Origin of the sequence: Pantoea sp. WMus005, assembly GCF_013415305.1 — a bacterium.
Classification (GTDB): Bacteria; Pseudomonadota; Gammaproteobacteria; order Enterobacterales; family Enterobacteriaceae; genus Pantoea; species Pantoea rara.
Genome location: NZ_JACBXU010000001.1, coordinates 2,116,423 through 2,136,340, shown reverse-complemented (window position 1 = coordinate 2,136,340; position 19,918 = coordinate 2,116,423). Strand labels below are relative to the sequence as shown.

General features: G+C 55.1%; 22 protein-coding genes. 9 read left to right on the top strand and 13 right to left on the bottom strand.

The window, feature by feature from the left end:
* Positions 1-8 precede the first annotated feature (8 nt).
* A complete protein-coding gene (gene secF / locus HZZ01_RS09840; protein ID WP_179896813.1) occupies positions 9-977 on the top strand; it encodes a protein translocase subunit SecF in 969 nt (322 codons plus the stop codon).
* 59 nt (positions 978-1,036) lie between these two features.
* Here secF and HZZ01_RS09835 read toward each other — a convergent pair whose 3' ends face one another.
* A complete protein-coding gene (locus tag HZZ01_RS09835; protein ID WP_179896811.1) occupies positions 1,037-1,615 on the bottom strand; it encodes a DUF3251 domain-containing protein in 579 nt (192 codons plus the stop codon).
* A 16-nt stretch (positions 1,616-1,631) separates the two neighbouring features.
* Positions 1,632-2,069 (bottom strand): peptidoglycan-binding protein LysM, encoded by a 438-nt coding sequence (lysM, locus tag HZZ01_RS09830; RefSeq protein ID WP_179896809.1) that lies wholly within the window; start codon positions 2,067-2,069, stop codon positions 1,632-1,634.
* Between the two features lie 186 nt (positions 2,070-2,255).
* Between lysM and nrdR the strand changes: the two genes are divergently transcribed.
* The 6 genes from nrdR (at position 2,256) to pgpA (ending at position 6,326) form a co-directional block, all read left to right on the top strand.
* On the top strand, positions 2,256-2,705 hold the full coding sequence (gene nrdR, locus HZZ01_RS09825) for a transcriptional regulator NrdR (protein ID WP_009091750.1): 450 nt from the start codon (positions 2,256-2,258) through the stop codon (positions 2,703-2,705).
* A 3-nt stretch (positions 2,706-2,708) separates the two neighbouring features.
* Positions 2,709-3,809, top strand: a complete 1,101-nt coding sequence (gene ribD / locus HZZ01_RS09820) for a bifunctional diaminohydroxyphosphoribosylaminopyrimidine deaminase/5-amino-6-(5-phosphoribosylamino)uracil reductase RibD (RefSeq protein ID WP_179896807.1) — start codon at positions 2,709-2,711, stop codon at positions 3,807-3,809.
* A gap of 90 nt (positions 3,810-3,899) precedes the next feature.
* On the top strand, positions 3,900-4,370 hold the full coding sequence (gene ribE, locus HZZ01_RS09815; protein WP_179896805.1) for a 6,7-dimethyl-8-ribityllumazine synthase: 471 nt from the start codon (positions 3,900-3,902) through the stop codon (positions 4,368-4,370).
* 19 nt (positions 4,371-4,389) lie between these two features.
* Positions 4,390-4,809 carry a transcription antitermination factor NusB gene (gene nusB / locus HZZ01_RS09810; protein WP_010255372.1) on the top strand — a complete coding sequence of 140 codons (420 nt, stop codon included), beginning with the start codon at positions 4,390-4,392 and terminating at the stop codon, positions 4,807-4,809.
* A gap of 55 nt (positions 4,810-4,864) precedes the next feature.
* Entirely contained in the window at positions 4,865-5,842 is a 978-nt protein-coding gene (gene thiL / locus HZZ01_RS09805; protein ID WP_179896803.1) for a thiamine-phosphate kinase, read from the top strand.
* Positions 5,787-6,326: a phosphatidylglycerophosphatase A gene (gene pgpA, locus HZZ01_RS09800; protein ID WP_179896801.1), complete on the top strand. Its 540-nt coding sequence runs from the start codon at positions 5,787-5,789 to the stop codon at positions 6,324-6,326. The genes thiL and pgpA overlap by 56 nt, the downstream gene beginning before the upstream one ends.
* Before the next feature lie 56 nt (positions 6,327-6,382).
* Here pgpA and HZZ01_RS09795 read toward each other — a convergent pair whose 3' ends face one another.
* From HZZ01_RS09795 to xseB, 4 genes are all read right to left on the bottom strand, one after another.
* Positions 6,383-7,357 carry an aldo/keto reductase gene (locus HZZ01_RS09795; RefSeq protein WP_179896799.1) on the bottom strand — a complete coding sequence of 325 codons (975 nt, stop codon included), beginning with the start codon at positions 7,355-7,357 and terminating at the stop codon, positions 6,383-6,385.
* A gap of 80 nt (positions 7,358-7,437) precedes the next feature.
* Positions 7,438-9,303, bottom strand: a complete 1,866-nt coding sequence (gene dxs, locus HZZ01_RS09790; RefSeq protein ID WP_179896797.1) for a 1-deoxy-D-xylulose-5-phosphate synthase — start codon at positions 9,301-9,303, stop codon at positions 7,438-7,440.
* A gap of 19 nt (positions 9,304-9,322) precedes the next feature.
* On the bottom strand, positions 9,323-10,222 hold the full coding sequence (gene ispA / locus HZZ01_RS09785; protein ID WP_179896796.1) for a (2E,6E)-farnesyl diphosphate synthase: 900 nt from the start codon (positions 10,220-10,222) through the stop codon (positions 9,323-9,325).
* Positions 10,222-10,464, bottom strand: a complete 243-nt coding sequence (gene xseB, locus HZZ01_RS09780; protein ID WP_013356982.1) for an exodeoxyribonuclease VII small subunit — start codon at positions 10,462-10,464, stop codon at positions 10,222-10,224. The genes ispA and xseB overlap by 1 nt, the downstream gene beginning before the upstream one ends.
* A 232-nt stretch (positions 10,465-10,696) precedes the next feature.
* On the opposite strand from xseB, the gene thiI reads away from it, so the two are divergent.
* Positions 10,697-12,145 (top strand): tRNA uracil 4-sulfurtransferase ThiI, encoded by a 1,449-nt coding sequence (gene thiI / locus HZZ01_RS09775; RefSeq protein ID WP_179896794.1) that lies wholly within the window; start codon positions 10,697-10,699, stop codon positions 12,143-12,145.
* A 66-nt stretch (positions 12,146-12,211) separates the two neighbouring features.
* Here the strand turns inward: thiI and yajL are convergent, their stop codons facing one another.
* Positions 12,212-12,808 (bottom strand): protein deglycase YajL, encoded by a 597-nt coding sequence (gene yajL / locus HZZ01_RS09770; protein WP_179896792.1) that lies wholly within the window; start codon positions 12,806-12,808, stop codon positions 12,212-12,214.
* Positions 12,762-13,682 carry a 2-dehydropantoate 2-reductase gene (gene panE, locus HZZ01_RS09765; RefSeq protein WP_090963260.1) on the bottom strand — a complete coding sequence of 307 codons (921 nt, stop codon included), beginning with the start codon at positions 13,680-13,682 and terminating at the stop codon, positions 12,762-12,764. Before panE ends, yajL begins: the two co-directional genes overlap by 47 nt.
* A gap of 135 nt (positions 13,683-13,817) precedes the next feature.
* On the opposite strand from panE, the gene HZZ01_RS09760 reads away from it, so the two are divergent.
* Entirely contained in the window at positions 13,818-14,309 is a 492-nt protein-coding gene (locus tag HZZ01_RS09760) for a YajQ family cyclic di-GMP-binding protein (protein ID WP_179896790.1), read from the top strand.
* A 282-nt stretch (positions 14,310-14,591) separates the two neighbouring features.
* On the opposite strand, the gene HZZ01_RS09755 is transcribed toward HZZ01_RS09760, so the two are convergent.
* The 5 genes from HZZ01_RS09755 to cyoB all read right to left on the bottom strand — a co-directional run bounded on the left by HZZ01_RS09755 (position 14,592) and on the right by cyoB (position 19,918).
* Complete coding sequence (locus tag HZZ01_RS09755; protein WP_179896788.1) at positions 14,592-15,956, bottom strand: MFS transporter; 1,365 nt, start codon at positions 15,954-15,956, stop codon at positions 14,592-14,594.
* 132 nt (positions 15,957-16,088) lie between these two features.
* Complete coding sequence (gene cyoE / locus HZZ01_RS09750; protein WP_090963256.1) at positions 16,089-16,976, bottom strand: heme o synthase; 888 nt, start codon at positions 16,974-16,976, stop codon at positions 16,089-16,091.
* 13 nt (positions 16,977-16,989) lie between these two features.
* A complete protein-coding gene (locus HZZ01_RS09745; RefSeq protein ID WP_136196568.1) occupies positions 16,990-17,319 on the bottom strand; it encodes a cytochrome o ubiquinol oxidase subunit IV in 330 nt (109 codons plus the stop codon).
* A complete protein-coding gene (locus HZZ01_RS09740; protein WP_013356987.1) occupies positions 17,319-17,936 on the bottom strand; it encodes a cytochrome o ubiquinol oxidase subunit III in 618 nt (205 codons plus the stop codon). The genes HZZ01_RS09745 and HZZ01_RS09740 overlap by 1 nt, the downstream gene beginning before the upstream one ends.
* On the bottom strand, positions 17,936-19,918 hold the full coding sequence (gene cyoB / locus HZZ01_RS09735; protein WP_179896787.1) for a cytochrome o ubiquinol oxidase subunit I: 1,983 nt from the start codon (positions 19,916-19,918) through the stop codon (positions 17,936-17,938). The genes HZZ01_RS09740 and cyoB overlap by 1 nt, the downstream gene beginning before the upstream one ends.

Genomic DNA, 19,918 nt, shown 5'->3' with positions numbered 1-19,918 from the left:
AGTGCGTTGTGGCACAGGAATATAACATTGAGCAGTTAAACCACGGGCGTAAGGTCGTCGACTTTATGCGCTGGGATAAGCTGGCCTTCATCATTTCAGGACTGCTGATTCTCGCTGCGGTTGCGATCGTGGGTGTGCGTGGTTTTAACTGGGGCCTCGATTTCACCGGCGGTACGGTGATTGAGATCGCGCTGGAAAAACCGGCCGATCTCGAGATACTGCGTGCCGATCTGGTGAAAGCGGGCTTCGACGAGCCGCTGGTGCAGAACTTTGGCAGCAGCCGTGACGTCATGGTGCGTATGGCACCGGTTACCGGCCCGGCGGGTACTGAGTTAGGCAATAAAGTGGTGTCGGTGATCAACCAGACCACGCAGCAAAACGCGACCGTTAAGCGCATTGAGTTCGTTGGCCCGAGTGTGGGTAGCGACCTGGCGCAGGCGGGTGCGATGGCGCTGTTGTCTGCACTGATTGCGATTCTGATCTATATCGGCTTCCGCTTTGAGTGGCGTCTGGCGCTGGGTACCGTGCTGGCGCTGGCACATGACGTGATCATCACCTGCGGACTGCTGGCGCTGTTCCGCATTGAAATCGACCTGACGATTGTTGCCTCGCTGATGTCGGTGATTGGCTACTCGCTTAACGATAAAATTGTGGTCTCTGACCGTATTCGTGAAAACTTCCGCAAGATTCGTCGCGGCAGTTCTTACGATATTACGAACGTGTCACTGACCCAGACGTTAAGCCGTACGCTGATTACCTCGCTGACGACGCTGGCGATGATCCTCATCCTGTTCGTGTTTGGTGGTGCGTTGCTGAAAGGCTTCTCTCTGACCATGCTGATTGGTGTGACGATTGGTACGATTTCATCGATTTATGTCTCTTCGGCGCTGGCGCTGAAACTGGGCATGAAGCGTGAACATATGATGGTGCAAAAAGTTGAGAAAGAGGGCGCCGATCAGCCTTCTATCCTGCCTTAATCGCGCATCAGAGATAAAAACGGGCAGCCTTTTGGCTGCCCGTTTTTTTTTCACCACGGCTAAGGATTAGCGGGTGCAGCAGGGGAGGTCTGGGCCGGCGCGTCCCCGGACACGTTATGCACGCGTACATAACCCAGTTGCTCCGGTGTCAGGCCGCTGAGGCGCAACGGGACGCTCGCCGAATGCTGGGGCAGTAACGAGGCAGGCACAGCGAGGGTCTGACTCAAACTGTCGCTGCTTAACGGTTTACCGGTTGCCGGGTCGAGTTCACCCCAGATCACCGTTGCGTGCAGGGCGGGCAAAGGCTGATCGTCCATTGAACGCACAGTCAGAGTTGCCCGCGAGCCGCTGGCTTCCGCAGTGACCGGCGACAGCGTCAGGCGTAGCGTGCCGAGTTGAGTTTGCAGTTCCACCGGCGTATTAGCCTGCGGCACCAGCCAGGCACCTTGCTGCAACTGTCTGTTCAGTTGCCCCTGGATCTCCAGCGCGCTGGCCTGCGAAGTCAGGTGCTGCATCTGCTGATTAAGCTGACTCACTTCCTGATGCAACTCTCTGACCTGCGGGTTGCTGGCCGTGCTGCTGCAGCCGCTCAGCGTCACCAGAGAGAGCGCCACCGGAATCCAAACCATCCTGCTCATAAGTTATCCTTGTCCGTTATTTTGGAATACGTAAAACCTGGCCAGGATAGATCTTATCAGGATGCGAGAGCATTGGCTTATTCGCGTCGAAAATCTTGTTGTATTCGTTGGCGTTTCCATAAACCTGTTTAGAAATCGCGCTCAGCGTGTCGCCTTTTTTCACGGTATAAAGCGCTGACTCGGCCGCGTTGTCTGTCACGGTCACCTTATCTTCCACTTTCGTGATACCTGCCACGTTACCTGCCGCGATCAGAATCTTCTCTTTCAGCTCCTGGGAAAGGCCATCGCCGGTCACGGTCACGGTATCGCCATTCACCTTCACGTCGACCTTGTCGCTATCAGGCAAGCCAAGCTTATTGATGTGCTCCTGCAGCTTTTTATTCTGGTCATCACCGCCATTCACGGCATCCCAGAGTTTTTCGCCAGCTTCTTTCACAAAGTTAAACAGACCCATATAACCTCCAGTGTGTTGGTGGAAAATTTCAATTGCAGCCTTTAAAGCGTAGTCCCTTTTGCCGCAGACGAAATTTAACATCGTTTATCCTGTGATGAGAACGCGGCTAAAGACACGGAAGAGATTTTGTTGATTCACGGTTCGCGGTACACTGTCAGGCCCATCACTCTCGCGTCAGGAAACGTCATGCATTGCCCATTCTGCTCCGCTGTGGACACCAAAGTGATTGATTCTCGTCTGGTTAGTGAAGGCTCTTCGGTGCGCCGTCGCCGCCAGTGCCTGATGTGTCATGAACGCTTCACCACCTTTGAGGTGGCGGAACTGGTGATGCCGCGCGTGGTGAAAAGCAATGACGTACGCGAACCCTTCAATGAAGACAAAATGGCCAGCGGGATGATGAAAGCGCTGGAAAAGCGTCCTGTCAGCGCCGATGCGGTTGAAAGCGCCGTAAACCATATTAAAACTCAGCTGCGCGCCACCGGCGAACGCGAGATTCCCAGTAAACTGATAGGCAATCTGGTGATGGATGAGCTGAAGAAGCTCGATAAAGTCGCCTATATTCGCTTCGCCTCGGTTTACCGCAGTTTTGAAGATATTCGTGATTTTGGCGAAGAGATCGCCCGGTTACAGGATTAACGTATGGATGAGCGCTATATGGCGCGCGCGCTGGAACTGGCGCGACGTGGCCGTTTTACGACGATGCCGAACCCCAATGTCGGCTGTGTGATTGTGCGTGATGGCGACGTGGTAGGCGAGGGCTGGCATCAGCGTGCCGGTGAACCGCATGCTGAAGTCCACGCGCTGCGCATGGCTGGCGAGAAAGCGCGTGGCGCAACTGCCTATGTCACACTGGAGCCGTGCAGCCACCATGGCCGCACACCACCCTGCTGTGATGCGCTAATCGCCGCAGGCGTCACCCGTGTCGTGGCCGCCATGCAGGACCCTAATCCGCAGGTTGCGGGTCGGGGATTGCACCGTCTGCATCAGGCGGGCATTGACGTCAGCCACGGCCTGATGATGCCGGAAGCGGAAGCGCTGAATCGTGGCTTCCTGAAGCGTATGCGTACCGGCTTCCCCTGGATTCAGCTCAAGTTGGGCGCGTCACTGGATGGTCGAACGGCGATGGCCAGCGGCGAAAGCCAGTGGATCACTTCACCGGCTGCCCGCCGTGATGTGCAGCGTCTGCGTGCGCAAAGCGCCGCCATCCTCAGCAGCAGTGCCACAGTGCTGGCGGACGATCCCTCCCTGACGGTGCGCTGGTCTGAACTTAATGCAGAGACCCGGTCTCTGCTTGATGAGCAGCAGTTGCGTCAGCCAGTGCGGGTGATTATCGACAGCCAGAATCGCGTGACGCCGCAGCATCGACTCATTTCGCAGCCAGGCGAAACCTGGCTGATGCGCCATCAGCCGGATCAGCAGATCTGGCCCGCTGAGGTGACGCAAATCGCTGTTCCACTGCGCGAACAGCAACTGGATCTGGTGGCGATGATGATGCTGCTGGGAAGGCGACAGATTAACAGCGTCTGGGTTGAAGCAGGTGCCTCGCTGGCCGGTGCCCTGTTGCAGGCCGGACTGGTCGATGAACTGATTGTTTATCTGGCTCCTAAGCTGTTAGGTCACGAAGGACGCGGCCTGTGTCAGCTGCCAGGACTCAGCCAGCTGGCTGACGCGCCTGCCTTTCAATTCAGCGATGTCCGGCAGGTCGGTGATGATTTGCGCCTGACCCTGACACCACAATAACACGGTCGGAAAAGCGAGAGCACGCCGCCCAAGAGTATGATAGAATCCGCCCCCCTGCGCGGGGCTAATCAAACCCCTGAAAGGATAAGTATGAAAGTTATCGAAGCTGCTGTTGCAACGCCTGAGGCCAATGTTGCCATCGTTATTGCGCGTTTTAACAACTTCATTAATGACAGCCTGCTGGATGGCGCAGTTGATGCCCTGAAACGTATCGGCCAGGTCAAAGATGACAATATCACCGTAGTCTGGGTGCCTGGTGCCTACGAACTGCCTCTGGCAGCCCGTGCGCTGGCTAACTCCGGCAAATATGATGCGATTATCGCACTCGGCACCGTTATTCGTGGTGGCACTGCCCACTTCGAATATGTGGCGGGTGAAGCCAGCTCCGGTATCGCCAGCGTTGCCATGAACAGCGACATTCCTGTCGCGTTCGGCGTGCTGACCACTGAAAGCATCGAGCAGGCCATTGAGCGTGCCGGCACCAAAGCGGGTAACAAAGGTGCTGAAGCGGCTCTGACTGCGCTCGAAATGATCAACGTATTGACAGCCATTAAAGCCTGATTTTTGTAAGGGGAATTTTGTGAAACCTGCTGCTCGTCGTCGCGCCCGTGAGTGCGCTGTTCAGGCGCTTTACTCCTGGCAGTTGTCGAATAACGACATTGCCGATGTGGAATACCAGTTTCTGGCGGAACAGGACGTCAAAGACGTCGATATTACTTATTTCCGCGAACTGCTGTCCGGTGTGGCGACCAACAGTGCGTATCTGGATGGACTGATGAAGCCCTATTTGTCCCGTCAGCTCGAAGAGCTGGGCCAGGTAGAAAAAGCTATCCTGCGCATCTCGCTGTATGAGCTGAGCAAACGTAACGATGTGCCTTATAAAGTGGCCATCAACGAAGGGATTGAGCTGGCGAAAGTCTTCGGTGCCGAAGACAGTCATAAATTTGTTAACGGCGTGCTGGATAAAGCCGGTCCACAAATTCGACCCAATCGCAAATAAACAAAAAGGCCGGCTTGCCGGCCTTTTTTCATGAAGGGTTAAGCGGAACGCAATTATGTCTTGTGGTGAATTTGAACTCATCGCACGCTACTTCAACCGCAGAACACGCAGCCGCCGTGATGTCGAACTCGGCATCGGTGACGATTGTGCGTTACTGAGCGTGCCGGAAAAACAGACGCTGGCGATCAGCACCGATACCCTGGTCGCGGGTGTGCACTTCTTACGGGATATCCATCCTGCCGATCTGGGTTACAAAGCCCTGGCTGTGAATCTCAGCGACCTTGCTGCTATGGGCGCCGATCCCGCGTGGCTGACGCTGGCCTTAACGCTGCCGCAGGTCGATGAGAGCTGGCTGTCCGCCTTCAGTGAAAGCCTGTTTGAACTGCTGGAATATTACGATATGCAGCTGGTGGGCGGCGACACCACTCGTGGTCCGCTGAGTCTGACGCTGGCGATTCACGGTCTGGTACCGCAGGGTCGCGCCCTGAAACGTTCCGGTGCGAAGCCGGGTGACTGGATCTTCGTGACCGGCACGCTGGGTGACAGCGCGGCGGGCCTGGCGCTGCTGCAGCATCACTGTCGCATCAGCGATCCCGCAGTGCATGAAGCGCTGATTAAACGTCATCTGCGTCCGATGCCGCGCATACTGCAGGGCCAGGCACTGCGTTCGCTGGCCTCCTCGGCGGTGGATATTTCTGACGGCCTGATTTCCGATCTCGGCCATGTGCTGAAAGCCAGCGGCTGTGGCGCACGGCTTAATCTGGATGCGTTGCCACTGTCGGCGGCGCTGCGTGATCATTTTGAACCTGAGCAGGTATTACGCTGGGCGCTGAGTGGCGGAGAAGATTATGAACTCTGTTTCACCGTACCCGAGGTTAATCGCGGCGCGCTGGATGTGGCGCTGGGGCATCTGGGCGTGCCTTATACCTGCATCGGACAAATGGCACCGGAGTCGGAAGGCTTGACGCTGCTGGATAATGGCAAGCCCGCCACATTCCGTCATAAAGGGTTTGATCACTTTGATACTAAATAACGACGTGGCGAAAAGTCGCCTGCGGATGAGCAATCCCTGGCATTTGCTGGCGACGGGATTCGGCAGCGGATTAAGCCCGATCGTGCCGGGTACCATGGGATCGCTGGCGGCCATCCCATTCTGGTGGCTGATGACCTTTCTGCCACAGGAACTCTATTCTCTGGTCGTGCTGGCTGGCATCTGCGTCGGCGTTTATCTCTGTCATCGCACCGCCAAAGACATGGGCGTACACGATCACGGCAGTATTGTCTGGGATGAGTTTATCGGCATGTGGATTACGCTGATGGCGATTCCGATGAACAGCTGGCAATGGGTATTGGGTGGCTTTGTGCTGTTCCGTATTCTGGATATGTGGAAGCCGTGGCCGATTCGCTGGTTCGACCGCAATGTGCATGGCGGCATGGGCATAATGGTTGATGATATTATTGCTGGCGTGATTTCCGCTGCCATGCTGTATGGCTTTGGGGTCTGGCTGGCAGGTTAACCGCCGACGCTGATGCCTGAATAAGGTGACGCCCGGGCAGGGCGTCACGTCTGGTTTTATTCGAATCCTACCGCCTGATGCGGCTGATAGACCTCTTCCAGCAGGGTAATCTCTTCGTCACTCAGTGTGACATCCACTGCCTTCACCAGATCCGCAAACTGCTCAGCACGGGACGCGCCAATAATCGGTGCCGTAACAGCAGGTTTGCTCAGCAGCCAGGCCAGCGCCACCTGTGCCCGCGTCACACCTTTACTCTCCGCCACCTGCGCCAGCCGCTCTGCAATCACGGCATCATTCTCTTCGGTCTTGTCATAGAGCTTTGCCATCACCTGGTCAGACGCGGAACGCGCGGTGTTCTCACCCCATGGGCGGGTCAGCTTACCGCGCGCCAGCGGACTCCAGGGCAGCACGGCAATCTGCTCTTTCAGGCAGAGCGGGTGCATTTCACGCTCCTCTTCGCGCTGAATCAGATTGTACTGATCCTGCATGCTGACAAAACGGTGCCAGCCCTGCTCCGACTGCATCTGCAACGCCTGAGCAAACTGGCTGGCGTGCATCGAAGAGGCACCGATGTAGCGGGCTTTACCAGACTGAACCACCTCATGCAGCGCTTCCAGCGTCTCTTCCAGCGGCGTGTCATAGTCCCAGCGGTGAATCTGCAGCAGGTCGACATACTCCATGCCGAGACGTTGCAGGCTGTCATCAATCGACTGCAGGATATTCTTGCGTGACAACCCCTGTGACAGATTGGTCAGCGGGAAATAGACTTTAGTGGCGACCACAATCTCTTCGCGACGGGCGAAATCTTTCAGCGCCCGGCCCAGGATCTCTTCACTGCTGCCATCTGAGTAGCTGTTCGCGGTATCAAAGAAGTTAATGCCCGCGTTCAGTGCCTGCTGGATCAGCGGACGGCTGCTCTCTTCCGGCAACGTCCAGGCGTGATTACCGCGCGCTGGCTCGCCATAGGTCATACAACCCAGACAGAGGCGCGACACCTGCAGATCGGTAGTACCCAGTTGAATCATTTTCATGGTGGAGGCTCCTGCGAAAGTGCAAAGGTTTTAGCATAGCAGGATGTTGCGCTCCCCGAGGGGAGCGCAGAGAAGGGAGGTTACTGCGCCAGCCAGCGGGCGATTTGTTGCTGAATGCCTTCGGCGTCCAGCAGGTAGTCATGACGCACTTCATCCTGCGTGCCCTGCGGGATGAACTCATCGGGCAGGCCGATGTTAAGCACAGGAACCGCCAGGCGCTTCGCCATGATAAATTCATTCACGCCACTGCCTGCACCGCCTTTGATTGCGCCTTCTTCCAGCGTAATCAGGGAGTCGTGCGTGGCGGCCAGCTCAGCAATCAGCGCCTCATCCAGCGGCTTCACAAAGCGCATATCGACCAGGGTCGCATTCAGCGCTTCCGCCGTGGCGGCGGCTTCTGGCAGCAGGGTACCAAAGTTCAGAATTGCCAGCTTTTCACCCCGGCGTTTCACAACCGCTTTACCCAGCGGCAGGCTCTGCAGGGGTGCCAGAGGTGTGCCAACACCGGTGCCGCGCGGATAGCGCACCGCACTTGGGCCATCCTGATGGTGATAGCCGGTGTAGAGCATCTGCCGACACTCATTCTCATCGCTGGGGGTCATGATCAGCATATCCGGCACGCAGCGCAGATAGGCGAGATCGAATGCGCCCTGGTGGGTCTGACCATCCGCACCCACAATACCACCGCGATCGATAGCAAACAGGACCGGTAGTTTCTGGATGGCGACGTCGTGGATCAGCTGATCGTAGGCGCGCTGCAGGAACGTCGAGTAGATGGCAACAATTGGTTTATATCCGCCAATCGCCATACCGGCTGCGAAGGTCACGGCGTGCTGCTCGGCGATCGCCACATCAAAATATTGATTCGGGAATTCACGTGAGAAGGCGACCATGCCGGAGCCTTCACGCATCGCAGGAGTAATTGCCATCAGCTTCGGATCGTCGGCAGCCATCTCGCACAGCCAGTTACCAAAGATTTTAGAGTAGCTTGGCAGACCTTCTGCGCTTTTCGGCAGTTCGCCAATCGCCGGGTCAAATTTGGGTACGGCGTGCCAGGCAATCGGATCTTCCTCGGCCGGGGCGTAGCCTTTGCCTTTCTTCGTCATGATATGCAGGAATTGCGGCCCTTTCAGGCTGCGCATGTTGCTCAGCGTATTCACCAGCGTCAGCACATCGTGACCATCGACCGGGCCGATGTAGTTAAAGCCCAGTTCTTCAAACAGCGTACCCGGCACGACCATGCCTTTCAGATGCTCTTCGGTACGTCTTACCAGCTCTTTAATCGGCGGCAGACTGGTCAGCACACGCTTGCTGCCTTCGCGCAGTCGCGCGTAGGTTTTACCTGACAGGATCTGCGCCAGGCGGTTATTCAGCGCCCCGACGTTTTCGGAGATCGACATCTCGTTGTCGTTGAGGATGACCAGCATGTCTGGCTTGATATCACCGGCATGGTTCATCGCTTCAAACGCCATACCCGCAGTGATCGCGCCATCGCCAATAATACAGGCGGTGCGACGGCCCTGGCCTTCACGCTCTGCTGCTGCAGCCATGCCGAGACCGGCACTGATCGAGGTCGATGAGTGACCGACGCTTAAGACGTCATATTCACTTTCACCGCGCCATGGAAACGGGTGTACGCCATTTTTCTGACGAATGGTGCCGATGCGATCGCGGCGACCGGTCAGAATTTTATGCGGATAAGCCTGATGACCCACATCCCAGACCAGATGGTCAAAGGGGGTGTTATAGACATAATGCAGCGCGACCGTCAGTTCGACTACGCCCAGACCCGACGCAAAATGGCCGCTGGAGCGGCTTACACTGTCTAACAGATACTGACGCAGTTCATCACACAGCGCAGGCAACTTCTCTTTGGGCAGGGCGCGCAGCTCCTGAACCGTGTTTGCCAGCGCCAGTGTCGGGTATTTAGCAATATCAAAACTCATCAGAGACTCATTATGGAAGTTATTTGTCGCGTTCAATTATGAAGCTCGCCAGCGCCTGCAGTGCTGTAGTGTTATAAGAGTGCGCTGCGAGCAATTCTAAAGCATCAAGAGCTTCCTGATACAAATCCCGCGCTTTGGCGCGGGCATTTTCAAGGCCTAACAATGAAGGATAGGTGCTTTTACCCAGATCCTGATCGGCACCCTGGCGTTTTCCGGTCACCGCCGTATCACCCACCACATCAAGAATGTCGTCCTGCACCTGAAACGCGAGACCGATAGCCTCAGCGTAGCGGTCAAGCAGCGGCAGCGCTTCACGGCCCGCATCGCCTGCCGATAACGCGCCTAACCGGACTGCTGAGCGGATCAGCGCGCCGGTTTTGTGGCGATGGATCTGTTCCAGCTGGTCCAGATCTACAGATTTGCCTTCCGCCGCTAAATCCAGCGCCTGTCCGCCACACATCCCGGCTACGCCGCTGGCCTTAGCCAGTTCTGAAAGCATCATCAGACGATATTCGGCACTGACTCCGGGCATCGCTTCATCTGCCAGAATAGAGAAGGCCAGCGTTTGCAGGGCGTCGCCCGCCAGAATCGCCGTGTCTTCGCCATATTTAATGTGACAGGTTGGCTGCCCGCGACGCAATGCGTCATCGTCCATCGCAGGGAGATCGTCATGAATCAGAGAGTACGCATGAATGCATTCAACCGCGGCGGCGGGCGCATCCAGACTCGCCGGGTCGGCGTGGAGCATTTCACCAGTAGCGTAGACCAGAAAAGGACGCAGGCGTTTACCGCCTAATAATGCCCCATAATGCATGGCATTCACCAGAGGAGAACTCTGAAAAGGAAGTGGCTCTATAAAACGCGTCAGCGCGGCGTTCACCTGCTGCTGATAAACGTCGAGTAATCGGGCGAAATCCATTAGTCGTTTTCCGGCGTGAAAGCAGTGAGGTCGGCATCTTTATCATCGTTCAGCAGAATCCGGACCCGCTGTTCAGCCTGCTGCAGTGTCTGCTGGCCATTCCGCGCCAGCTGCACGCCGCGCTCAAATTCGTTCAGGGCTTCTTCCAGCGGCAGTTCACCACTTTCCAGACGGCTGACAATCTGCTCCAGCTGCTGCAATGACGTTTCAAAGCTGGCTGGCTGTTCGGCTTTTTTCGGCATATTTCGTGTCGACTCACGGTTGGGACATTATCTCGCAATGGGTCATGGTAGCTGAGACCCTATGATTAGCAAAATAATCAATGCGGCGGCTGATGAAGAAGCAGTCACCTGACAAAGGTGATATACTCCCGCGCCTCGGATGCGGTTGCGCCTTGCAGCCCGCAATTTTGTGATTTTACCAGCTAAGTGCCGCCTGTTTTAGCACTTATTTGCCCAACGAAGCTGTGTCGCCATGAAGTTTATCATCAAGTTATTTCCTGAAATCACCATCAAGAGTCCATCGGTGCGTTTGCGCTTTATCAAGATTCTTGCCAGCAATATTCGCAACGTCCTGAAAACCGTTAGCGACGAAATCGCCGTTGTGCGTCACTGGGATCACATTGAAGTGCGGTCAAAAAATGCAGCGCTGGGAGAGATTATTCCTGATGAGCTCGCGCGCATTCCCGGTATTCATCACGTTTTAGCGGTTGAAGATCGCGAGTACACCGATATTCATCACATTTTTGAACAGACGTTAGCGCAGTATCGCGACAGTCTGGAAGGGAAGAGCTTCTGCGTGCGTGTTAAGCGTCGTGGTAAGCATAGCTTCAGTTCACAGGATGTAGAGCGCTATGTTGGTGGCGGTCTGAACCAGCATATTGAAAGCGCCCGTGTGCAGCTTAAAAACCCGGACGTGACGGTGAATCTTGAAGTTGAAGAGAATCGTCTGACGCTGGTGACCGCGCGTTACGAAGGTCTGGGTGGCTTCCCGATTGGCACGCAGGAAGATGTGCTGTCACTGATTTCCGGTGGTTTCGACTCCGGCGTCTCCAGCTATATGCTGCTGCGTCGCGGTAGCCGGGTGCATTACTGCTTCTTTAACCTTGGTGGTGCCGCCCATGAGATTGGCGTCCGTCAGGTTGCGCACTATCTGTGGAATCGTTTTGGTCGCTCACACCGCGTACGCTTCGTGGCGATCAATTTTGAGCCGGTCGTCGGTGAGATCCTCGAGAAAGTGGATGACGGCCAGATGGGCGTAGTGCTGAAGCGCATGATGGTGCGCGCTGCCTCGACGATTGCTGAGCGCTACGGCGTACAGGCGCTGGTCACCGGTGAAGCGGTAGGCCAGGTGTCGAGCCAGACGCTGACCAACCTGCGTCTGATCGATAACGCGTCCGATACGCTGATTCTGCGCCCGCTGATCTCCCATGACAAAGAGCACATCATCAGAATTGCCCGTGAGATCGGCACCGAAGATTTTGCCAGCACCATGCCGGAATATTGCGGTGTGATCTCAAAAAGCCCGACCGTAAGGGCAGTGAAAGAGAAGATTGAGGCGGAAGAGCAGAATTTCGACTTCACGATTCTTGATCGGGTCATTGAAGAAGCGACAAACGTTGATATCCGTACCATCGCTGAGCAGACAGAAGAGGAGGTGGTGGAAGTTGAGACCGTCGCCTTGCTGAGCGAGAACGACGTAGTGCTGGATATCCGCTCTATCGATGAGCAGGAAGAAAAGCCTCTGACGCTGAAAGCCACGGAAGTAAAATCGCTGCCGTTCTACAAACTCAGCACGCAGTTTGGCGATCTCGATCAGAACCGCACCTGGCTGCTCTACTGCGATCGCGGTGTGATGAGCCGTCTTCAGGCGCTCTACCTGCATGAGCAGGGCTTTAAGAACGTTAAAGTTTACCGCCCGTAGTCACGTCTCAGAGCCAGTCAGAACCTGTTCAGGTCTGACTGGTTTTCTTGTTTTAAACCTTAGTATTTATTCCTGATAGTCATAAATGCCGGGAGCCAGCACCAGCTGTGCGGCAACCTCGCGCGCCATCTCTTTTCCCACCAGCAGATCAATCAGCTTCAGTGCAAAATCCATGGCCGTACCAGGCCCCTGACTGGTCAGCAGATTGACGCGCGGATCCCATACGACGCGCCGCTCCATCCACTTATTTTCCGGAATGGTCTCTTTTAAGCCGGGAAAGCCGGTCATGTTGCCAACCGGGAAGAGATCGTGGGGGATCAGCACCGTGCCTGCCGCTGCGCATATCGCGGCGACGATCTTCTCATTGAGGTGAAACTGACGTACCGTTTCGACTAACAGCGGACTGTCACGGAAGGTTTCAGCGCCTTTCAGGCCACCAGGCAGGACGATGGCGGCGAAATCATTGTCGGCGACGTCGACCAGCGTGACGTCAGCCAGCAGACGCACTCCGCGTGAGCAGACGATTTCCCGGCTGCCATCGCTTTCGACGCTGGCGGTGACAACCTTCAGGCCGGCCCGTACCATCAGGTCGATGGTGGTGACAGCTTCAATTTCTTCACTGCCATGTGCCAGGCAAACCAGCACCGATGCGTTCGCGGTCATAATGGGACTCCTTGCGTTTTACAATGTCATACAGACGGGTATTCTCCGTCAGCACCATGCCGTGTGTCCGGGCGCGGCGCAGCAGAAAGCCGCTGATATAGTCGATTTCGGTGAGCCGCTGGGCACGTACATCCTGCAGCATCGAAGAGGTGTTGGCTGCGGTGCTTTCGATCACGTCGAAGATGATGTCCTGCAGGCTATCGCTGGCAACGTTCTGGCCCTCCCGCTCCATGACCCAGCTGATCTCTTCGCACAGTTGCGCGATTTGCTCCGGATAAGCACGCAATGCCCCGTTCTGGCACTCATACTCCACGCTGAGCGGATTGATGACACAGTTAACGGCCAGTTTGCGCCAGCAGGCTGCCCGGATGTTGTCATGCCAGGCAACGTCGGGCAGAGCAGGGTGCAGGATGTCGGCGAGATCGCTGTAAGCGGCGCTTTTGCGATTGCCAGGGCCGATGTGGGTGATACCACTGGCAATGTGTTTGATGACGGTGCCATCGCGCATCGCTGCATGGGTAGTGACGCCACGCAGCAGTGGCTGAGTCAGCCCTTTTAACTCCTCAAGCGTCCCCATGCCGTTATGCAGCAGCAGCACCGGGCAGTTTTCTGGCAACACGCTTTCCAGATTTTTCACCGCAGGTGAGACCTGCGGGGCTTTAAGCGTGACCAGCAACAGCTGGCTTTCCGCCAGGAACAGCGGATCGTTGGCGATAAAGGTGCGGTTGGATATATTGCCCTGTGGATCGACCACATTGGCTGAACAGTAAGGCTGCGGCACCCGCAACCATCCCTGTACCTCATGTCCCTGGCGGGCCAGCGCTGTCAGCCAGACCTGACCCAATGCACCGCAACCTAACACGGTAATTTTCATGCTGCCTCCCGCTGGCGGGCTATCCATCTATTATTAACTGTCACACCTTCATTATAGCGTTGTGTGCAGCCTGATTTTATTTAGCACCTTAAGACGCGTATTATGCATGTCACTTTAGCGTCAGGAGAAGAAGAGATGCCATCTTTCGATATCGTTTCAGAGGTCGATCTGCAGGAAATTCGCAATGCGGTGGAGAATGCCAACCGTGAAGTGTCTACCCGCTTCGATTTCCGCAACGTGAGCGCCGAGTTTGAGCTCAACGAAAAGAATGAAACCATCAAGATCACCAGCGAGTCTGATTTCCAGGTTAAGCAGCTGGTCGATATTTTGCGTGAGAAGTTGCTGAAGCGCGGGATTGAAGGCGGCGCCTTAGAGGTGCCGGAAGAGATTGAGCACAGTGGTAAAAGCTGGGTGGTCGATGCCAAACTGAAGAAAGGCATTGAAAGCGACGTGGCGAAGAAGCTGGTGAAGCTGATCAAAGACAGTAAGCTGAAAGTGCAGACTCAGATTCAGGGTGAAGCACTGCGTGTGACCGGTAAAGCACGTGATGATTTGCAGGGTGCGATGGCGGTCGTGCGTGGCAGCAACCTGGGGCAGCCATTCCAGTTTAAAAACTTCCGCGATTAAGCGGGGGAGACAGGATTTCAGTCTGAATGCATTGATGAAAAACCCGGCTAAGGCCGGGTTTTTTGTTGTTGAGCTGGAGGTCGTCTGGATGATGTCGTTCTGGCAGTGATGAGGTGCCTAATCGCACGGGCCATGGATGGGGGCTATGGCGTCTTTCCGATCTGACTCTGTTCCCTGAGCCAGCTCGATCTGACAGCAAAACTAAATGATGCTGCTCACCCTCTTAAACCCGCTTTCAAAGCCAACCCGATCTCTCCGCTAACCCACCAAAACCAGCTTTTATCAGCAACTGCCCAGCAGCGCTTCCAGTTCAGGACGGCTGGTAACTTTACTGTCGATCTTGATATACGCGCTTTTCTCTTCCGGCACGATAAACACGGCGTTAACCCCCGGCTGCGCTTTCAGGCGCTGTTCCAGATTCGGCACAGCCAGGGCAGCATCACTCAGCACGATGCGCAGGCTGCTGACATAGGGTGGCTCCTGCATTGTCATGCTGACAAACAGCCAGGCTGCTGCCACCATCGCGCCTACCAGGAACACGGTCTGCGCATCGAAATGTCCAAACACCCAGCCACCCATGCTGCCGCCAACGGCCACGCCCAGGAACTGGCTGGTGGAGTAGATCCCCATCGCCGTACCTTTATAGCCAGCGGGTGACTCTTTACTGATCAGGGAAGGCAGAATGGCTTCCATCAGATTGAAGGCGAAGAAAAAGAGCTGAACACCCACTACCAGCGTCCAGAAATGACCTTCCGCGCCCCACAGCACGATCTCAGCAATGACAATCATCCCGACGCAGCCGACAAAGACACGCTTCATGCGGCGCTTCACTTCGGCATAAATAATGAACGGCACCACGCCCGCAAAGGCGATCAGCATAGTGGAGAGATAAACTTTCCAGTGCTCGGGGGCCGGGAATCCAGCCTGTTCAAACTGCCCTGGCAAGGCGACAAAGCTCGACATCAGCAGGACGTGCAGGCAGAAAATACCGATGTTAAGTTTCACCAGACGCGGGTTCGCCAGCACTTTGCGGAAGCTGCCTTTCACCATGCCCGACTCACGGTTCAGCACATGATGGGAAGCAGACGGCACTACCATCAGGGTAATCACGATACCCAGTGATGCCAGAATCGCAATCATCCAGAACAGCGCATGCAGGCCCATTGCATGAGTGACAATCGGGCCCACGACCATCGCAATCGCGAAGGTCACGCCAAAACTGATACCGATAAACGCCATCGCTTTAGTACGGTTCTGCTCACGGGTTAAATCGGATAACAGTGCCATCACAGCAGCCGCAATGGCCCCTGAACCCTGAAGCGCACGGCCCAGAATGATGCCCCAGATGGAGTCGGTGCAGGCAGCGATTATGCTGCCCAGGACAAACAGCAAGAGTCCGCCCACGATCAACGGCTTGCGGCCGATGCGATCGGAGAGCAAACCAAAAGGAATCTGAAAGATTGCCTGGGCAAGGCCGTAAATGCCAATTGCCAGACCGATTAAGGTTTCACTCGCGCCCTGTAATGCCATGCCATAGGTGGTCAGTACCGGCAGGACCATAAACATTCCCAGCATGCGCAGGGAAAAGACCGTACCGAGGCCCCATGTGGCACGCAGCTCCACCGGAGTCATTTTGTTATCGTTCATTCCAACCTCTGTTAATGTGCTGCAGTTATTCTAGGTGGCGGGGCAGGGCGGGTAAAACAATAGTTTTTAAGCAGTGGTAACAAAAAGAAAGGGCGCGAAAATCGCGCCCTTTTCATGCTGTATCGGTGCCGGTTACCAGACGTAAGTCAGCAGGTCCTTCGAGGCCGGAGCCAGCGAATCTACCGACATCATCACGCTCAGCGCGGTGATGGTCACGATAGAGAAGACGAACACTTTTCTTGCCCAGACACGGTCATCTGCGGTTTTGTAACCCGATAATGCCATGCCCAGCCACCAGACGCTGACCGCAGCGGCCACCACCAGATATTTGTAGCCTGCGTAGCCTCCCAGCGTCAGCATCAGCGTGGCAATCATAAACGCCAGGATATAAAGCGTAATATGATTCTTAGCCACGGAAATGCCTTTCACCACCGGCAGAACCGGGATGTTCGCTGCCTGATAATCTTTAAAGCGGAAGATAGCAATCGCGTACGAATGCGGCATCTGCCACAGGCTAAAGATCGCCAGCAGGATTAACGCGCCAGCATCAAACTGGTTAGAGACCGCGCAGTAGCCGATAACCGGCGGCGCAGCACCCGACAGACTGCCAATCAGCGTTCCGTAAACGGAATTACGCTTCATGTAAAGACTGTAGATGCCTACGTACACCACGAAGCCCATCACCGCCAGCCACATGGCCAGCGGATTAGCACCGAAGTAGAGCAACGCAAAGCCAGCAATACCCAGCACAGTGGCATAAACCAGGCTTACTTTCGCGGAGATAAGGCCTTTTACCAGCACCCGATTCCTGGTTCTCTCCATCTTGATGTCAATGTCGCGGTCAATCACGTTGTTGAAAACACAACCCGATGCAACCACCAGTGACACGCCCACCAGGGTGAAGAGAAACAGGGCGTAATCCGTGTTGCCTTTGGAAGCCAACAGGAATCCGCCGATCACAGAAATTAAATTCCCGAAAATAATTCCTGGTTTTGTAACTTGCAGGTATTGCTTAAACATTACGTGTGACTCTTTAGTGAGGCATCATGTTGTAGTTGAGGTTCCACATGATCCACAGTGAGCCCACTACGACAATCAGGATGATGATGGCCGAGAAAACAATGGCTACCATGTTCCAGCCACCCTCAGATTTGCTGTCTAAGTGCAGGAAGTACACCAGGTGAACCAGCACCTGGATGATCGCACAGACCAGAACAACACCGAGAATAGTACCGTGAGATGCACTGCCATCCATTACCATCCAGAACGGGATTGCCGTCAGGATGATAGAGAGGATGAAGCCGATCATGTAGGACTTCACGCTACCGTGTGAAGCGCCATGTTCGTTAACAGAATGACTCATTACATGGCTCCCATCAGGTAAACAACGGTGAAGACGCAAATCCAGACCACGTCCAGGAAGTGCCAGAACAGGCTCAGACACATGATACGGGTGCGGTTAGTCGCATTCAGGCCACGTTTGGACACCTGGAACATCAGAACCAGCATCCAGATCAGACCGGAGGTTACGTGCAGACCGTGCGTACCGACCAGCGTAAAGAAGCCAGACAGGAAGCCACTGCGATCCGGACCAAAGCCTTCAGCAATCAGGTGATGGAATTCATAGATTTCCATCCCGATGAAGCCCAGACCGAACAGGAAGGTCAGCGCCAGCCAGCCGATAACGGCACCTTTTTGCTCCTTGTTCATGGAGATAACAGCCATGCCGTAAGTGATTGAACTCAACAGCAGCAGGGCGGTTTCTACCAGAACGAACGGCAGCTCAAAGATGTCTTTACCTGCCGGGCCACCGGCAGTGTTGTTGACCATGACAGCATAGGTCGCAAACAGGGTTGCGAAGATAATGCAGTCACTCATCAGGTAGATCCAGAAGCCAAAGACTTTATTGGCTCCTGCATCGTGATGCCCATGCTCCGCATGGGCGTCGTGGTGATGTTTAATCAGAGTTTCAGTTGACATTATTTCAGACCTGCTTTGCTGATTTCGTCAAAGTGCTGGTTTTCAATCTTCTGAACTTCAGCAACCGGAACGTAGTAATCCACGTCTTCGTCGAAGCTCTTCACGATCCAGGTAACGATCATGCCGAGGAATGAAAGACCCGCCATCCACCAGATATGCCAGATCAGCGCGAAGCCCATTATGGTGGCGAATGCGCAGATGACGATTGCAGCACCACTGTTTTTCGGCATATGAATCTCTTCATACGATGCCGGCTGTTTGTATGCTTCGCCTTTCTCTTTCATTTCCCAGAACGCATCACGCTCATGGACATGTGGGATGACAGCAAAGTTGTAGAACGGTGGCGGTGAAGAGGTTGCCCACTCCAGCGTACGACCGCCCCACGGGTCACCTGTCACATCACGGTTCTGATCGCGATCACGTACTGAAACGTAGAACATAGTCAGCTGACACAGGATACCCAGTGCAATCAGACCTGCACCGACCGCAGCAACCACCAGAAGAGGGTGGAACTGTGGATCGATATCCTGACTCAGACGACGGGTCATACCCATGAAGCCCAGTGCGTACAGCGGCATAAAGGCTACGAAGAAGCCAATGATCCAGAACCAGAATGCGCGCTTACCCCAGGTTTCGTTCAGGGTGAAGCCGAAGGCTTTCGGGAACCAGTAGGTCACGCCCGCCATACAACCGAAGACCACACCACCGATGATAACGTTATGGAAGTGTGCAATCAGGAACAGGCTGTTGTGCAGAATAAAGTCAGCGCCCGGAACGGCCAGCAGTACGCCGGTCATACCCCCTACAGAGAAGGTTACCAGGAAGCCAACGGTCCACAGCATGGCAGAGTGCATCTGAATGCGACCCTGATACATAGTGAACAGCCAGTTAAAGATTTTAACCCCGGTCGGAATCGCGATGATCATCGTCATGATACCGAAGAAGGCGTTAACGTTGGCACCTGCACCCATGGTGAAGAAGTGGTGCAACCAGACGATAAACGACAGCACGGTAATGGCGATGGTCGCCCACACCAGTGAGGTATAACCAAACAGACGTTTTTTGGAGAAGGTCGCGGTAATTTCTGCGAACACACCAAACACCGGCAGTACCAGGATATACACTTCCGGATGGCCCCAGACCCAGATCAGGTTGACGTACATCATCATGTTCCCGCCCATTTCATTGGTGAAGAAATGGAAGCCGAGATAACGATCAAGGGTCAACAGCGCCAGGGTCACGGTCAGAACCGGGAACGCAGCGATGATCAGGACGTTGGTGCACAGCGCGGTCCAGGTAAAGACCGGCATTTTGAACAGGCTCATGCCTGGTGCGCGCATCTTCAGGATGGTCACGAAGAAGTTAATACCGGTTAAGGTCGTACCGATACCTGAGAGCTGAAGGCTCCAGATCCAGTAATCGACCCCGACCCCGGGACTGTACTCCGCGCCGGAAAGCGGCGGATAAGCCAGCCAGCCGGTCTGTGCGAACTCGCCCACACCCAGAGACAGGTTAACCAGGATCACACCGACCGCAGTAAACCAGAAGCTCAGGTTGTTCAGGAACGGGAACGCAACGTCACGTGCACCAATCTGCAACGGAACCGCGATGTTCATCAGGCCAACCACGAAAGGCATCGCCACGAAGAAGATCATAATCACGCCATGCGCGGTAAAGATCTGGTCGTAGTGGTGCGGTGGCAGAATGCCCGCTTCACCGGCCGAAGCCATAACCTGCTGGGTACGCATCATAATGGCATCAGCGAAACCACGAATCAGCATGACGAACGCCATGATGATATACATGATACCCAGGCGTTTGTGGTCGACTGACGTCAGCCATTCAGACCACAGATATTTCCACTTACCAAAATAGGTGAGCGCAGCGACCAGCGCCGCTCCACCTATCAGGATAGCGGCAACCGTAACCATGATAATCGGCTCATGGTACGGCACTGCATCAAGTGTTAATTTTCCGAACAT

Coding starts and splice junctions, on each gene's coding strand:
- ribE (WP_179896805.1), top strand. CDS start 3,900: ATGAAAGTTATCGAAGCTGCTGTTGCAACGCCTGAGGCCAATGTTGCC.
- yajL (WP_179896792.1), bottom strand. CDS start 12,808: ATGACCGCGAACGCATCGGTGCTGGTTTGCCTGGCACATGGCAGTGAA.
- lysM (WP_179896809.1), bottom strand. CDS start 2,069: ATGGGTCTGTTTAACTTTGTGAAAGAAGCTGGCGAAAAACTCTGGGAT.
- thiL (WP_179896803.1), top strand. CDS start 4,865: ATGTCTTGTGGTGAATTTGAACTCATCGCACGCTACTTCAACCGCAGA.
- panE (WP_090963260.1), bottom strand. CDS start 13,682: ATGAAAATTACCGTGTTAGGTTGCGGTGCATTGGGTCAGGTCTGGCTG.
- ispA (WP_179896796.1), bottom strand. CDS start 10,222: ATGGATTTCGCCCGATTACTCGACGTTTATCAGCAGCAGGTGAACGCC.
- ribD (WP_179896807.1), top strand. CDS start 2,709: ATGGATGAGCGCTATATGGCGCGCGCGCTGGAACTGGCGCGACGTGGC.
- HZZ01_RS09795 (WP_179896799.1), bottom strand. CDS start 7,357: ATGAAAATGATTCAACTGGGTACTACCGATCTGCAGGTGTCGCGCCTC.
- pgpA (WP_179896801.1), top strand. CDS start 5,787: ATGGCAAGCCCGCCACATTCCGTCATAAAGGGTTTGATCACTTTGATA.
- thiI (WP_179896794.1), top strand. CDS start 10,697: ATGAAGTTTATCATCAAGTTATTTCCTGAAATCACCATCAAGAGTCCA.
- HZZ01_RS09740 (WP_013356987.1), bottom strand. CDS start 17,936: ATGTCAACTGAAACTCTGATTAAACATCACCACGACGCCCATGCGGAG.
- nrdR (WP_009091750.1), top strand. CDS start 2,256: ATGCATTGCCCATTCTGCTCCGCTGTGGACACCAAAGTGATTGATTCT.
- cyoB (WP_179896787.1), bottom strand. CDS start 19,918: ATGTTCGGAAAATTAACACTTGATGCAGTGCCGTACCATGAGCCGATT.
- HZZ01_RS09745 (WP_136196568.1), bottom strand. CDS start 17,319: ATGAGTCATTCTGTTAACGAACATGGCGCTTCACACGGTAGCGTGAAG.
- dxs (WP_179896797.1), bottom strand. CDS start 9,303: ATGAGTTTTGATATTGCTAAATACCCGACACTGGCGCTGGCAAACACG.
- HZZ01_RS09755 (WP_179896788.1), bottom strand. CDS start 15,956: ATGAACGATAACAAAATGACTCCGGTGGAGCTGCGTGCCACATGGGGC.
- HZZ01_RS09760 (WP_179896790.1), top strand. CDS start 13,818: ATGCCATCTTTCGATATCGTTTCAGAGGTCGATCTGCAGGAAATTCGC.
- cyoE (WP_090963256.1), bottom strand. CDS start 16,976: ATGTTTAAGCAATACCTGCAAGTTACAAAACCAGGAATTATTTTCGGG.
- HZZ01_RS09835 (WP_179896811.1), bottom strand. CDS start 1,615: ATGAGCAGGATGGTTTGGATTCCGGTGGCGCTCTCTCTGGTGACGCTG.
- xseB (WP_013356982.1), bottom strand. CDS start 10,464: ATGCCGAAAAAAGCCGAACAGCCAGCCAGCTTTGAAACGTCATTGCAG.